This is a genomic window from Enterobacter sp. RCC_40 (genome assembly GCF_041360735.1).
Classification (GTDB): Bacteria; Pseudomonadota; Gammaproteobacteria; order Enterobacterales; family Enterobacteriaceae; genus Enterobacter; species Enterobacter ludwigii.
Map to the genome: position 1 here is coordinate 166,597 of NZ_JBFUPR010000007.1, position 14,598 is coordinate 181,194.

Genomic DNA, 14,598 nt, shown 5'->3' on the forward strand with positions numbered 1-14,598 from the left:
CGCGTTGCCGTTCTAACTTTTTTTACTTCGCCTGACGCTTCTGGTAATCGCTGGCGGCTTTCACAAAGCCTGCAAACAGCGGATGCCCGTCACGTGGCGTTGAAGTAAATTCCGGGTGGAACTGGCAGGCGACAAACCACGGATGGTTTGGCACTTCGATGATCTCGACTAACTGATCATCCCCGGAGCGGCCCGCAACACGCAGACCCGCAGCTTCAATTTGTTTCAACAACATGTTGTTGACTTCATAGCGGTGACGATGACGTTCGGTGATAACCGGCTCGCCATACAGCTTGCGAACGACGCTATCGTCAGACAGCTGGCAGGCCTGTGCGCCAAGACGCATCGTGCCACCCAGGTCGCTCTTCTCGGTACGGACTTCGACGTTACCTTCTTCGTCGCGCCATTCAGTGATAAGCGCCACGACAGGGTACTTACAGTCTGGCACAAATTCCGTAGAGTTCGCGTTTTCCATTCCCGCTACGTTGCGCGCAAATTCGATCAGCGCAACCTGCATACCCAGGCAGATACCGAGGTATGGAATATTGTTTTCACGCGCATAGCGTGCGGTGGCGATCTTGCCTTCTACACCACGGTAGCCGAAGCCGCCAGGGATAAGGATTGCATCCAGATCTTTCAGAATTTCAACGCCACGCGTTTCAACATCCTGCGAATCAATCAGCTTGATGTTAACGGAGACGCGGTTCTTCAGACCACCGTGTTTCAGCGCTTCGATAACTGACTTATAGGCATCTGGCAGTTCAATGTACTTGCCAACCATGCCGATAGTCACTTCGCCAGCCGGATTCGCTTCTTCGTAAATAACCTGTTCCCATTCAGACAGGTTAGCTTCCGGACAGTTCAAGCTGAATCGTTTACAAATATAATCGTCCAGGCCCTGTGATTTCAACAGGCCCGGGATTTTATAAATGGAATCGACATCTTTCATTGAAATAACGGCTTTTTCCGGCACGTTACAGAACAATGCAATTTTCGCGCGTTCGTTCGCCGGAACCGCGCGATCGGAACGGCAAACCAGGATGTCTGGCTGAATACCGATGGAGAGCAACTCTTTAACGGAGTGCTGAGTAGGTTTGGTTTTCACTTCACCTGCGGCTGCCATATAAGGCACCAGCGTCAGGTGCATGAACAGCGCGTTTTCACGGCCAATATCAACCGCCAGCTGACGAATCGCTTCCAGGAATGGCAGGGATTCGATATCACCCACGGTACCGCCGATTTCAACCAGCACCACGTCGTGGCCTTCGCCGCCCGCAATAATGCGTTCTTTGATAGCGTTAGTGATGTGTGGGATAACCTGAACGGTAGCACCAAGATAATCACCACGGCGCTCTTTACGCAGAACGTCGGAGTAGATACGGCCTGTCGTGAAGTTGTTACGACGGGTCATTTTAGTGCGGATGAAACGCTCGTAGTGGCCAAGATCCAGATCGGTTTCAGCGCCGTCTTCAGTAACGAACACTTCCCCGTGTTGGATTGGACTCATGGTACCCGGATCGACGTTGATGTACGGATCCAGTTTCATCATGGTCACATTGAGGCCACGGGCTTCAAGAATGGCTGCGAGGGAGGCTGCGGCAATGCCTTTACCCAGAGAGGATACGACCCCGCCGGTCACAAAAATATAGTTCGTTGTCATGCTGAACCTGAGAAGTTAGGGTGAAACGATGGAATAACCAGGACGGGAAAGTAGTATACCCGAACACGGCGAGCGCCACAAACTTTCATTCTCCGTCTCCTGTCCAGCCAATGACAAACATAAGGAGTGAGAAAATAGCCCCTTTTGGGTAAATGTTTTTGACGCAAATCAAGCGCTTGTCATTTAAAAAATCACACAAATTGCGCTTGATCGCAAAATTTCGTTAGAGATCAGTTTCCTGGCGTTTTACTTCTTGCCAGACTTCTTCCATCGCATCGAGGTCAATTCCGCTCATTTCCAGGCCGCGCGAGGCCACAATCCGCTCAACTTCGCGAAAGCGTCGTTCGAACTTAATGTTGGCTTTTTGCAGGGCGGTTTCCGCTTTTACACCCAGATGGCGAGAAAGGTTGACGGTCGCGAACAGCAAATCGCCCATTTCTTCTTCAAGCTTTGCTTCATCTACCACAGCCTGTTGCGCTTCGTGCATCACTTCGTCGATCTCTTCATGCACTTTTTCCAGCACCGGGCCAAGAGACGTCCAGTCAAAGCCAACCGCGGAGCAGCGTTTCTGAATTTTATGCGCCCGCATCAGCGCAGGCAGGTTCAGGGGAATGTCATCCAGTGCCGAGTGCTGGGATTTCTCCGCGCGCTCGGCGCTTTTAATCTGTTCCCAGCGCGCCAGCACTTCCGCGCTATCGCCTGCGGTGGCATCGCTAAAGATATGCGGATGACGGCGTTCCAGTTTGTCGCTGATGGCAGCGCAGATGTCGTCGAAGTTAAAACGCCCCTCTTCCTGCGCCATTTGCGCATAGAACACCACCTGGAACAGCAGGTCACCCAGCTCACCACGCAGGTCGTCAAAATCCTCGCGTGAAATGGCGTCCAGCACTTCATAGGTCTCTTCGAGGGTGTACGGGGCGATGGTGGCGAAAGTCTGCTCTTTGTCCCACGGGCAGCCGTTTTCCGGATCGCGCAGGCGTTTCATGATGCCAAGCAGGCGGTCAATTTGGGTCATAATTCTGTCCTGATTAAAAATAAATGCCGGGTAAAGGCTACGCCTTACCCGGCTTACAGAAAGGTGGGCTTACCCGCCGTGCAGACGACGTGCGTCAATCACATCCGGGACCTGGTTCAGTTTGCCAAGCACGCGGCCCAGCACCTGCAGGTTGTAGATTTCGATGGTCATATCGATGGTGGCAAGCTGCTCGCGCGTATCGCTGCGGCTGGCCACGCCCAGCACGTTAACCTTCTCGTTCGCGAGAATGGTCGTAATATCACGCAGCAGGCCGCTGCGGTCGTTTGCGGTGACGCGAACCACCAGCGAGTACCCCGCCGAGTAGCTCTCGCCCCAGACCGCTTCCACAATACGTTCCGGTGCATGCGACTGCAGCTCGGCAAGCTGGTCGCAGTCTGAACGGTGAATGGAAATCCCGCGTCCCTGAGTGATAAAGCCAACGATATCATCACCCGGGATTGGCTGGCAGCAGCGGGCAATGTGATGCATCAGATTACCCACCCCTTCCACCACAACGCGGCCATTGTCTTTGCTGCGCTGCTGTGGCGCATAGGTTTTCTGCTGCAGCTGCTTCAGCGCCGCCGCATCCTGCTCCGCCGCGCTTGGCTTGTTGAACTGCGCCTGCAGGAAGTTCACCATCTGATTAAGACGGATATCACCGCCGCCAATCGCCGCCAGCAGTTCATCCAGCTCGTTGAAGTTGTAGCGCGGCAGCAGGAATTTCTCGGCCTCTTTCAGGCTTATGCCGATATGTTCCAGCTCGTCGTCGAGGATCTGGCGACCGGCAAGAATGTTCTTGTCACGATCCTGCTTACGGAACCAGGCGTGAATTTTTGAGCGCCCGCGGCTGGTGGTGACATAACCCAGGTTCGGGTTAAGCCAGTCACGGCTCGGGTTAGGCTGCTTCTGCGTGATGATTTCAATCTGGTCGCCCATCTGCAGCTGATAGGTAAACGGTACGATACGCCCGCCGATTTTCGCCCCGATACAGCGGTGCCCCACATCACTGTGGATGTGATAGGCAAAGTCCAGCGGCGTGGAGCCTGCTGGCAGGTCGACCACGTCACCTTTCGGCGTAAAGACGTAGACCCGGTCGTCAAAGACCTGGCTTCGCACTTCATCCAGCATTTCGCCGGAATCCGCCATCTCTTCCTGCCACGCAATCAGCTTACGCAGCCAGGCAATGCGGTCTTCATGACCAGAGCGCACGCCACCTGACGTCCCCTCTTTGTATTTCCAGTGCGCCGCGACGCCAAGCTCAGCGTCCTCGTGCATCTGTTTGGTACGAATTTGAATCTCGACCGTTTTGCCGCCAGGCCCCAGCACCACGGTATGAATAGACTGATAGCCGTTAGGTTTCGGGTTCGCGACATAGTCATCGAATTCATCCGGAAGATGGCGGAAGTGAGTATGTACTATCCCTAACGCGGCGTAGCAATCCTGCAGACGCTCCGCAACGATGCGCACGGCGCGCACGTCAAACAGCTCATCAAAGGCGAGATGTTTCTTCTGCATTTTGCGCCAGATGCTGTAGATGTGCTTAGGTCGACCATAGACTTCGGCCCGCACATTCTCTTCTTTCATCGACTGGCGCAATCCGCTGACGAACTCCTCAATATAGTGCTCGCGGTCAATGCGGCGCTCGTGCAGGAGTTTTGCAATCCGCTTATATTCTGCCGGGTGCAGGTAACGGAAGCAGTAATCCTCCAGCTCCCATTTCAGTTGACCAATCCCTAAGCGGTTCGCCAGCGGTGCATAGATGTTCGTACACTCTTTCGCGGCCAGTACGCGCTCGTCTTCCGGCGCATCTTTTACTTCGCGCAGGTGGGCAACGCGTTCAGCGAGCTTGATGACCACGCAGCGGAAATCGTCCACCATGGCCAGCAGCATCCGGCGAACGTTATCAACTTGCTCAGAGGAAACGGAATCGGTATGTGCGGCTTTGAGCTGGCGGATTGCCGCCATATCCCGTACGCCGTGGATCAACGCCACGACGGATTGCCCGACGCTGTCGCGCAGCACGTCTTCAGTGACGACATCCGCATCGGCAAGAGGGAACAAAAGCGCGGCCTGCAGCGTTTCGATATCCATGTTCAGCATGGATAAGATTTCAACCATCTCCACGCCGCGCCACAATAACAGTTCGGCGTCAGGATGCCCCAGAGTGGTGCGCTGACAGTAGGCCCAGGTTTCGGTTAAGCGTTCACACGACTGCTGGCTGGAAATCCCCAGACTTGCTATCCATTTTTGTGGGTCAAACTCCCCAGCTTTATTAAGATGTGCACTTCTTACCGCAACCATTGTCCTCTCCTTTAGGGACCAGGGCCTGTCGAAGTCGACAAGCCAAACTAATTAGATGTGCTCAAACAACACCATCGATTCCAGATGCCCAGTGTGCGGGAACATGTCCAGCATTGCCAGACGCTGAATCTGGTAACCCGCACGGATTAATGCCTCACTGTCTCGGGCAAGCGTTGCCGGGTTACAGGAAACATAGACCACGCGCCTGGGCGCGAGTTTAATTATATGTTGCATTACACCCGGCGCACCTGCGCGCGCCGGGTCGAGAAGAATTTTGTCAAACCCCTGCGTCGCCCACGGCTGCTGTGTCACATCTTCCTCAAGATTTTGGTGAAAGAATGTCACATTTTGCAAGCCGTTCTGTCGTGCGTTCTCCTGCCCTTTAGCCACCAGCGCCTCAACGCCTTCGACACCCACAACGCTTGCCGCCTGCCGGGCCAAAGGCAGCGTGAAATTGCCCATTCCGCAGAACAGGTCAAGTACCCGATCGCTCTTCTGCACATCCAGCCATATCAGCGCTTTCTCAATCATTTGCTGATTGACGCCATCATTTACCTGAATGAAATCGCGCGGGCTGAACGTTAAGCGTAGCCCGTTTGACGCATACCAGGGCGCTTCGCCTGTCAGTTGCTCAAGTATCTCGCTTTGGGGGGCAAGGAAAAGCGCCAGCTCGTGGGAATGCGAAAAGCGTTCCAGTTTTTCGCGATCTTTTGTCGACAGCGGCGCGGTGTGGCGCAGCACCATCAGCGGGCCATTGTTGGCCATGACCAGTTCGACGTGCCCGAGGTGACGAACGCCGTCCAGTCCGCAGAGGCAGGCGTGCACGTCAGGAAGCAATGCTTCAAGACGGGGCACCAAAATGGGGCACTGCCTGATATCGACGATATCGCTGGAGCTGGCTTTGCGAAACCCCATCTCCAGCCGCTCAGTTTTTGGCTGATAGTTCAGGCTCAAACGCGCGCGACGACGATAGCCCCAGGGCTGGTCGGCGATGATCTCGTTGACGTCGTGCTTAAGCAGGCGGGCCAGGGCGCTGCTTTTACTTTTTTGCTGTAATTCTGTGCTGACATGCTGTTGCTGGCAGCCACCGCAGACGCCAAAATGCGGGCAGCGAGGCTTCACGCGGTCCGGGCTATCGTTATGACGCTGCTTAACCTGCCCGCGTGCAAACTGGCGTTTATCTTCCGTCAGCGTAATTTCTGCTCGTTCTGTTGGCAGTAAACCTGTTATAAACAGTGTCTTACCATTATGACGCGCAACCCCCTGGCCAAAGGGATCGAGGTCAGTGGCTTCAACAGTTATGATCTGACGCGTCGTCACGCGTCGCTTTGCAGAGTAGAATTGCGCCATCGCCGAGATTTTTCTCACATAAACATAATTATCCTAATTGTCCCATAACGGAACGCCATGACCAACTACAGCCTGCGCGCGCGCATGATGATTTTGATCCTCGCCCCCACCGTTCTCATCGGTTTGCTGCTGAGTATCTTTTTTGTGGTGCACCGCTATAACGATTTGCAGCGGCAACTGGAAGATGCCGGTGCCAGCATTATCGAACCGCTGGCCGTCTCCAGTGAGTATGGGATGAACCTGCAAAACCGCGAATCGATAGGTCAGTTAATCAGCGTGCTGCACCGCCGTCATTCGGATATCGTGCGTGCCATCTCCGTTTACGACGAGCATAACCGCCTCTTTGTCACCTCGAATTTTCATCTGGATCCAGCGGCCCTGAAAATTCCTGACGGTACGCCCTTCCCGCGCCACCTCACCGTGCTGCGACGCGGCGATATCATGATCCTGCGCACCCCGATTATTTCGGAAAGCTATTCACCCGATGAATCCGCCCAGTCTGACGCCAAATCCAGCGACAATATGCTCGGATATGTGGCGCTGGAGCTGGATCTCAAGTCGGTGCGTCTGCAGCAGTACAAAGAAATTTTCATCTCCGGCGTTATGATGCTGTTCTGTATCGGGATTGCACTTATCTTCGGCTGGCGCCTGATGCGTGACGTGACGGGGCCCATTCGCAACATGGTTAACACCGTCGACCGCATTCGCCGGGGCCAGCTCGACAGCCGGGTGGAAGGGTTTATGCTGGGCGAGCTCGATATGCTCAAAAACGGCATTAACTCGATGGCGATGTCGCTGGCAGCGTATCACGAAGAGATGCAGCACAACGTCGACCAGGCGACCTCTGACCTGCGCGAAACCCTGGAGCAGATGGAGATTCAGAACGTTGAGCTGGATCTGGCGAAAAAACGCGCGCAAGAAGCCGCACGTATCAAATCCGAGTTCCTCGCGAATATGTCCCACGAGCTGCGTACGCCGCTCAATGGCGTGATTGGCTTTACCCGTCTGACGCTAAAAAGCGAGCTGAACCCAACCCAGCGCGATCATCTGCACACCATTGAGCGCTCGGCCAACAACCTGCTGGCGATCATTAACGACGTGCTGGACTTCTCCAAGCTGGAGGCCGGTAAGCTGATCCTGGAGAGCATCCCATTCCCGCTGCGCAGCACGCTCGATGAAGTGGTGACGCTGCTCGCACACTCGTCGCACGATAAAGGCCTGGAGCTGACGCTCAACATTAAAAATGACGTGCCGGATAACGTCATTGGCGACCCGCTGCGCCTGCAGCAGGTGATTACAAACCTTGTCGGTAACGCCATCAAATTCACCGAAAGCGGCAACATTGATATTCTGGTGGAAAAGCGCTCCATCAGTAATAACAAGGTTCAGATTGAAGTTCAGATCCGCGATACCGGCATCGGTATTCCGGAGCGGGATCAGTCCCGTCTGTTCCAGGCGTTTCGTCAGGCCGATGCAAGTATTTCCAGACGTCATGGCGGCACGGGGCTGGGTCTGGTTATCACACAGAAACTGGTTAAGGAGATGGGGGGAGATATCTCTTTCCACAGCCAGCCAAACCGGGGCTCCACGTTCTGGTTCCATATCAATCTGGACCTTAACCCGAACGTGTTGACCGACGGTCCGGTAACCAATTGCCTGAAAGGAATGCGCCTTGCCTACGTTGAGCCGAACGCCGCAGCGGCGCAGTGTACGCTTGATATCTTAAGCACCACGCCGCTGGAGGTGATCTACAGCCCTACCTTCTCAGCGCTTGCCGTGGAGCATTACGACATCCTGCTGTTGGGGGTCCCGGTCACCTTTACCGGCGAGCTCACCATGCAACAGGAACGGCTGGCGAAAGCCGCATCGATGACCGACTACCTGCTGCTGGCCCTGCCGTGTCATGCCCAGATCAATGCAGAAGAGTTAAAAAATGACGGGGCCGCCGCCTGCCTGCTTAAGCCACTTACCGCGACCCGCCTGCTGCCAGCACTGACGGAATACTGTCGTCTGAGCCAGCACGCCCTGCCGCTGATTGACGATGAACAAAAATTGCCGATGAGCGTAATGGCGGTGGATGATAATCCGGCCAACCTGAAGCTGATTGGCGTGTTGCTTGAAGATCAGGTTCAGCACGTAGAGCTGTGTACCAGCGGTGCGCAGGCGGTTGAGCATGCGAAACAGATGCAGTTCGATTTAATTCTGATGGATATTCAGATGCCCGGCATGGATGGCATTCGTGCCTGCGAGCTGATCCGTCAGCTCCCGCATCAGCAGCAAACGCCAGTGATTGCGGTCACCGCCCACGCGATGGCCGGTCAGAAAGAGAAGCTGCTGAGCGCCGGAATGAATGATTATCTGGCCAAACCTATCGACGAAGAGAAGCTGCATAGCCTGCTGTTACGCTATAAGCCGGGGCATATCGGCGGAACGTACACGGTATCGTCCGAACCGGTGGAAATCAGCGTCAATCAAAACGCCACCTTTGACTGGCAGCTTGCGCTGCGCCAGGCGGCGGGTAAGCCTGATTTGGCCCGCGACATGCTGCAAATGCTGGTCGCGTTTCTGCCGGAAATTCGTAATAAGGTCGAAGAGCAGCTGGTGGGTGAAAACCCGGAAGATCTGCTGGAAGCCATTCATAAGCTGCACGGTAGCTGCGGCTACAGCGGTGTGCCGCGGCTGAAGAATCTCTGCCAGCTGCTTGAGCAACAGCTTCGCGCGGGCACGCCGGAAACAGATCTTGAACCGGAATTTCTGGAGCTGCTGGACGAGATGGATAATGTGACGCGGGAAGCCATGAAGGTGTTAGGTAACTAGCGTTGCCCTCTCCCGCCGGGAGAGGGCAAACAGGATTGCCCGCCGTTCAGAGCCTGAACGCCTGCCCCACTTTCAGCACTGCAGCGATATTGCGTGCGGCCATCCGCACATTGTCGCTGGCATTTTCCAGCGCGTCCTCCAGCGAACAGATGGTATAAATCACGCTGAATACCGCGTCGATGCCGTGATTATGTACCACCCCGACATCCGCCGTCAGGCTACCCGCAATACCGATGACCGGTTTATTAAAGCGTTTAGCCACCTTCGCGACGCCCACCGGCACTTTGCCGTGGATCGTCTGACTGTCGATGCGCCCTTCTCCCGTAATCACCAGATCGGCGTTAGCCACCTGTTCTGCCAGATGCAGCGCATCGGTGACAATCTCAATCCCCTGACGAAGCTGCGCACCGCAGAAAGCGTAGAGTGCCGCCCCCATCCCACCCGCCGCACCGCCGCCGGCAAGGTTGATGACGTCGATATCCAGATCCCGGGCAATGACCTGCGCGTAATGCGCCAGGGCATTATCCAGGGTCACAATCATCTCCGGCGTGGCGCCTTTTTGCGGGCCAAAGACCGCGGATGCCCCTTCGTCGCCGGTGAGCGGATTAGTGACGTCACAGGCGACTTCAATCCGGCACTCCGCCAGACGGTTATCCAGCCCGCTCAGGTCGATACGGGCCAGTTTTGCCAGCTCGCCGCCCCCCTGTCCAAGGGGCTGCTCGTTGGTATCCAGCAGCTTTACCCCCAGCGCCTGCACCATGCCGGCACCGCCGTCATTGGTGGCACTGCCGCCAATACCAATAATAATATGCTTAACGCCCGCATCCAGCGCGTGCCGGATAAGCTCGCCGGTCCCCCAGGAGGTGGTAAGAAGGGGATTGCGTTGCGAAGGCGCGACCAGCTCCAGACCGCTTGCCGCCGCCATTTCAATAAACGCGCTCTGTTCGTCACCGGAGATGCCATAGAACCCGTCCACAGGCTCACCCAGCGGGCCTGAGACAGAGGCATGGACAATGCGCCCCTGCGTCGCCGCCACCATAGCTTCTACGGTACCTTCTCCACCATCGGCGACCGGCAATTTCACAAAGTCAGCCGCGGGGAAAATCTCGCGAAAACCCTGCTCAATCGCGGTGGCTACCTCAAGGGCACTCAGGCTTTCCTTATACGAATCCGGTGCGATAACAATCTTCATAAGCCATCCTTACGCATAGTCATTACGTTAAGCATACACCACGTAAACGACCGCTCATGGGAGCGGTCCCAATGCGTTTATCGTACCATGCACGGACGTTTATTGTCGAATTTCCAGTCAGGTATCAAATATTGCATGGCCATCGCATCGTCGCGTGCCCCCAGACCATGTTTTTGATACAGCTCGTGGGCTTTCATCACCTGATCCATATCCAGCTCAATGCCCAGACCCGGCGTGGTTGGCACCTGCACCATGCCTCCTTTGATCTCAAACGGCTCTCTGGTCAGACGCTGATTTCCTTCCTGCCAGATCCAGTGGGTATCGATAGCGGTGATCGTGCCCGGTGCGGCAGCGGCCACGTGGGTGAACATCGCCAGCGAGACATCAAAGTGGTTATTGGAGTGCGAGCCCCAGGTCAGGCCAAATTCATGACACATCTGTGCCACACGCACCGACCCCTGCATCGTCCAGAAGTGGGGGTCTGCCAGCGGAATATCGACAGACTGTAACGACAGGGTGTGCCCCATCTGACGCCAGTCGGTGGCAATCATATTGGTCGCGGTGGGTAAACCGGTGGCGCGACGGAATTCCGCCATCACTTCACGGCCCGAGAAGCCCTGCTCAGCCCCGCACGGATCTTCCGCGTACGCCAGCACGCCTTTCAGTTGTTTACCAATGCGGATAGCTTCATCCAGAGACCAGGCACCGTTCGGGTCGAGCGTGACGCGCGCCTGCGGGAAACGTTTTGCCAGTGCGGTAATGGCTTCCGCCTCCTGTTCACCCGCAAGCACGCCGCCCTTCAGTTTGAAATCGTTAAAGCCATATTTTTCGTACGCGGCTTCCGCCAGGCGCACCACCGCATCCGGGGTCATCGCGTCTTCGTGGCGGAGTCGGTACCAGTCACATTTTTCATCCGCCTGGTTCTGGTACGGCAGCGGCGTCAGCGTGCGGTCGCCAACGAAGAACAGATAGCCCAGCATTTCCACTTCACTGTGCTGCTGGCCTTCGCCCAGCAGCGACGCAACGTTAACGCCCAGGTGTTGGCCCAGCAGATCCAGCATCGCGGCTTCGATACCGGTGACCACGTGAATGGTGGTTCGCAGGTCGAAGGTTTGCAGGCCACGACCGCCGGCATCACGGTCAGCGAAGGTGCTTCTCACGGTATTGAGGATATTTTTATATTCGCCCAGCGTTTTTCCCACCACCAGCGGAGCGGCCTCTTCCAGCGTTTTGCGGATCTTCTCACCACCGGGGATTTCACCCACGCCGGTATGCCCGGAGTTATCGTTGATAATGACAATATTGCGGGTGAAAAACGGCGCATGCGCTCCGCTCAAGTTCATCAACATGCTGTCATGGCCGGCGACCGGAATGATCTGCATGGAAGTGACTACAGGGGTAGTAAAAGTACTCATCGTTCAATCCTTTTATCAGTGACGTCCAAAAACAGGGCGCTTACGATCAAATGTCCAGCCGGGGATCAGGTACTGCATCGGCCCCGCGTCGTTACGCGCGCCGCCTGGCAGTTTTTTATACGCCTCATGTGCGTGATGAACCTGATCCCAGTCAAGCTCAACGCCCAGCCCCGGTGCATCTGGTACGGCAATCTTGCCATTTTTGATTACCAGCGGTTCTTTCGTCAGGCGGGCTTCTCCCTCCTGCCAAATCCAGTGGGTATCAATGGCGGTCGGGTTGCCCGGAGCCGCCGCGCCAACGTGCGTAAACATCGCCAGCGAAATGTCGAAATGGTTGTTGGAGTGACAACCCCAGGTCAGTCCCCAGTCGTCGCAGAGCTGTGCGACGCGAACGGCACCTGAGAGTGTCCAGAAATGCGGGTCCGCCAGCGGAATATCGACCGCGTTCAGCATCACCGCGTGGCCCATTTCACGCCAGTTGGTGGCGATCATATTGGTGGCTACCGGTAGACCGGTGGCACGCCGGAATTCCGCCATCACTTCACGACCGGAGAAGCCCTGCTCGGCCCCGCATGGGTCCTCCGCGTAGGTCAACACGTCGTCCAGCCCTTTGCATAAGGCAATGGCCTCATCCAGTAGCCATGCACCGTTCGGATCCACCGTGATGCGCGCATCCGGGAAGCGTTTTTTGAGCACGCGGGCAGTTTCAATCTCCTGCTCGCCGGGCAATACGCCGCCTTTCAGCTTGAAATCTTTAAATCCGTAGCGATCCTGCGCGGCTTCCGCCAGCCGAACCACCGCCTCACCGGAAAGCGCCTCCTGGTGACGCAGGTGATACCACTCGTGGTCGCCAGGGGAATGCGCCAGATAAGGCAGGTCGGTTTTGTTGCGATCGCCAACGTAAAACAGATAACCGAGCACCGTCACCGCGTCGCGCTGTTTTCCTGGCCCCAGCAGTTCGCAGACCGGGACCTTCAGCGCCTTACCCAGTAAATCAAGCAGCGCAGCCTCCAGCGCGGCGACAGCGTTGACGCGCAGTTCGAACGTCCAGGCGCCTTTACCGAACGTGTCAAAGTCTGCCGACTGATTGCCCTTATGCACCCGCTGCACCACGTTATTGAGGCGAGCGACCTCCTTCCCGACGACCAGCGGAATGGCGTCTACCAGCGTCTGGTGGATAACCTCGCCACCCGGCGCTTCCCCAACGCCGGTGTGGCCCGCGGAGTCCGTCAGCACCACGATATTACGGGTAAACCAGGCGTTATGTGCGCCACCGATGTTGAGCAGCATACTGTCCTGTCCGGCCACCGGTATGACCTTCATGTCGGTAATCACCGGGCTTGATTGAGTCGTCATCAGCCGCGCTCCACTACAGGTTTAAGTTCCACGCGCTTGATATCACCCACCAGAACCAGGTAGCTCAGGACCGCCACCAGCGCGTGTACGCCAACGTAAATCAGCGCGCCGTTGAAGGAGCCGGTGGTTCCCACGATGTAGCCGATGGCAATGGGGGTCACAATCCCGGAGATGTTGCCAAACATGTTGAACAGTCCACCGCTCAGGCCGCTGATCTCTTTCGGTGCGGTATCCGCCATGACCGCCCAGCCGAGGGCACCGATCCCTTTACCGAAGAAGGCCATCGCCATAAAGCCAATAATCATCCACTCAGCGCTGACGTAGTTACAGAACACCATGGTCATGGAGAGCAGCATGCCGAGCACAATCGGCGTTTTACGCGCGATATTCAAAGAGCCTGTACGACGCATCAGCCAGTCGGAAATCACGCCCCCCAGCACGCCTCCTACAAAACCGCAGATAGCCGGGACTGACGCCACAAAGCCCGCTTTCAGGATCGACATCCCGCGCGCCTGCACCAGGTAAACCGGGAACCAGGTGATGAAGAAGTAGGTTAAGGCGTTAATGCAATACTGGCCCAGATAGATGCCGATCATCATGCGCGAGCCGACGAGCTGTTTGATCTGCGCCCATTTCTGACTGAACGGCACTTTTGCTTTTGCCGATTTCAGATCCATGTTGATCAGCGCCCCGCCTTCAGCAATGTACTCCAGCTCTTTTTTATTCACGCCGGGATGCTGGTTCGGTTCGTGGATCACTTTCAGCCAGACGAAGCTAATGATGATCCCAAGACCACCCATAAAGAAGAAGACATGTGACCAGCCCACTTCATGCGTCAGCCAGCCCATAATGGGGGCAAAGATCACCGTCGCAAAGTATTGCGCAGAGTTAAAAATTGCTACCGCCGTTCCCCTCTCCTGCGCCGGGAACCACGCAGCCACAATACGGCTGTTACCGGGGAAGGAAGGTGCTTCGGCTAAGCCCACCAGGAAGCGCAGGGTGAAGAGCGCAACAATGATGCCAAATCCGTTGAACACATCGACGAAGCCCTGCAACAGGGTAAATGCCGACCAGATGAAGATGGACCAGAAATAGACGCGTTTGGAGCCAAAACGATCAAGCAGCCAGCCGCCAGGAATTTGGCCGATAACGTAGGCCCATGAAAATGCGGAGAAAACGTAGCCCATGCCAACCGGATCAAGACCGATGTCTTTTGCCATTTCAGAACCGGCAATCGACAGCGTGGCACGGTCACCATAGTTAAAGGATGTGACGATAAACAGCATCACCACTATCCAGTAGCGCGCATTTGTGCGCTTCTCAGCGCTGCTCGCCGCGTGGCTTAATGTACTCATTGTTGCACTCCTGAATCCAGGCTCTCGCCAGTTCATTCTGTACAGCACCGGTAGGGTAACCAGAATGAGGGTTAGTATTTGGCAGTTTTGGTACGGCTTGATGCCGTTTTATAGTGCGCACTGCCTTTTTGATGACT

At 55.9% G+C, this 14,598-nt stretch carries 9 protein-coding genes; 1 reads left to right on the forward strand and 8 read right to left on the reverse strand.

Annotated features, from left to right (window positions below):
• Positions 1–22: 22 nt before the first annotated feature.
• The 4 genes from pyrG to rlmD form a co-directional block, all read right to left on the reverse strand.
• A complete protein-coding gene (gene pyrG, locus AB6731_RS19985; protein ID WP_014171412.1) occupies positions 23–1,660 on the reverse strand; it encodes a glutamine hydrolyzing CTP synthase in 1,638 nt (545 codons plus the stop codon).
• A gap of 223 nt (positions 1,661–1,883) precedes the next feature.
• The gene (gene mazG / locus AB6731_RS19990; protein ID WP_032680388.1) at positions 1,884–2,675 is read right to left on the reverse strand and encodes a nucleoside triphosphate pyrophosphohydrolase; all 792 of its coding nucleotides are present in this window, start codon (positions 2,673–2,675) and stop codon (positions 1,884–1,886) included.
• Between the two features lie 69 nt (positions 2,676–2,744).
• The gene (gene relA / locus AB6731_RS19995) at positions 2,745–4,976 is read right to left on the reverse strand and encodes a GTP diphosphokinase (protein ID WP_014171414.1); all 2,232 of its coding nucleotides are present in this window, start codon (positions 4,974–4,976) and stop codon (positions 2,745–2,747) included.
• A 51-nt stretch (positions 4,977–5,027) separates the two neighbouring features.
• Complete coding sequence (gene rlmD, locus AB6731_RS20000) at positions 5,028–6,326, reverse strand: 23S rRNA (uracil(1939)-C(5))-methyltransferase RlmD (RefSeq protein WP_121339782.1); 1,299 nt, start codon at positions 6,324–6,326, stop codon at positions 5,028–5,030.
• Positions 6,327–6,383: 57 nt separating this feature from the next.
• On the opposite strand from rlmD, the gene barA reads away from it, so the two are divergent.
• Entirely contained in the window at positions 6,384–9,143 is a 2,760-nt protein-coding gene (barA, locus tag AB6731_RS20005) for a two-component sensor histidine kinase BarA (RefSeq protein WP_032678874.1), read from the forward strand.
• Between the two features lie 46 nt (positions 9,144–9,189).
• Here barA and AB6731_RS20010 read toward each other — a convergent pair whose 3' ends face one another.
• From AB6731_RS20010 to AB6731_RS20025, 4 genes are all read right to left on the reverse strand, one after another.
• Entirely contained in the window at positions 9,190–10,335 is a 1,146-nt protein-coding gene (locus AB6731_RS20010; protein WP_025203356.1) for a glycerate kinase, read from the reverse strand.
• Positions 10,336–10,412: 77 nt separating this feature from the next.
• Complete coding sequence (gene gudD, locus AB6731_RS20015; RefSeq protein WP_371006711.1) at positions 10,413–11,750, reverse strand: glucarate dehydratase; 1,338 nt, start codon at positions 11,748–11,750, stop codon at positions 10,413–10,415.
• Positions 11,751–11,765: 15 nt separating this feature from the next.
• Complete coding sequence (locus AB6731_RS20020; RefSeq protein WP_284942714.1) at positions 11,766–13,106, reverse strand: enolase C-terminal domain-like protein; 1,341 nt, start codon at positions 13,104–13,106, stop codon at positions 11,766–11,768.
• Positions 13,106–14,461 carry an MFS transporter gene (locus AB6731_RS20025; RefSeq protein ID WP_040018899.1) on the reverse strand — a complete coding sequence of 452 codons (1,356 nt, stop codon included), beginning with the start codon at positions 14,459–14,461 and terminating at the stop codon, positions 13,106–13,108. Before AB6731_RS20025 ends, AB6731_RS20020 begins: the two co-directional genes overlap by 1 nt.
• Positions 14,462–14,598: the final 137 nt, after the last annotated feature.

What these genes read in the sequence shown, in the direction of transcription:
- pyrG (WP_014171412.1), bottom strand. Translation starts at nt 1,660, where the DNA reads ATGACAACGAACTATATTTTTGTGACCGGCGGGGTCGTATCCTCTCTG.
- mazG (WP_032680388.1), bottom strand. Translation starts at nt 2,675, where the DNA reads ATGACCCAAATTGACCGCCTGCTTGGCATCATGAAACGCCTGCGCGAT.
- relA (WP_014171414.1), bottom strand. Translation starts at nt 4,976, where the DNA reads ATGGTTGCGGTAAGAAGTGCACATCTTAATAAAGCTGGGGAGTTTGAC.
- rlmD (WP_121339782.1), bottom strand. Translation starts at nt 6,326, where the DNA reads ATGGCGCAATTCTACTCTGCAAAGCGACGCGTGACGACGCGTCAGATC.
- barA (WP_032678874.1), top strand. Translation starts at nt 6,384, where the DNA reads ATGACCAACTACAGCCTGCGCGCGCGCATGATGATTTTGATCCTCGCC.
- AB6731_RS20010 (WP_025203356.1), bottom strand. Translation starts at nt 10,335, where the DNA reads ATGAAGATTGTTATCGCACCGGATTCGTATAAGGAAAGCCTGAGTGCC.
- gudD (WP_371006711.1), bottom strand. Translation starts at nt 11,750, where the DNA reads ATGAGTACTTTTACTACCCCTGTAGTCACTTCCATGCAGATCATTCCG.
- AB6731_RS20020 (WP_284942714.1), bottom strand. Translation starts at nt 13,106, where the DNA reads ATGACGACTCAATCAAGCCCGGTGATTACCGACATGAAGGTCATACCG.
- AB6731_RS20025 (WP_040018899.1), bottom strand. Translation starts at nt 14,461, where the DNA reads ATGAGTACATTAAGCCACGCGGCGAGCAGCGCTGAGAAGCGCACAAAT.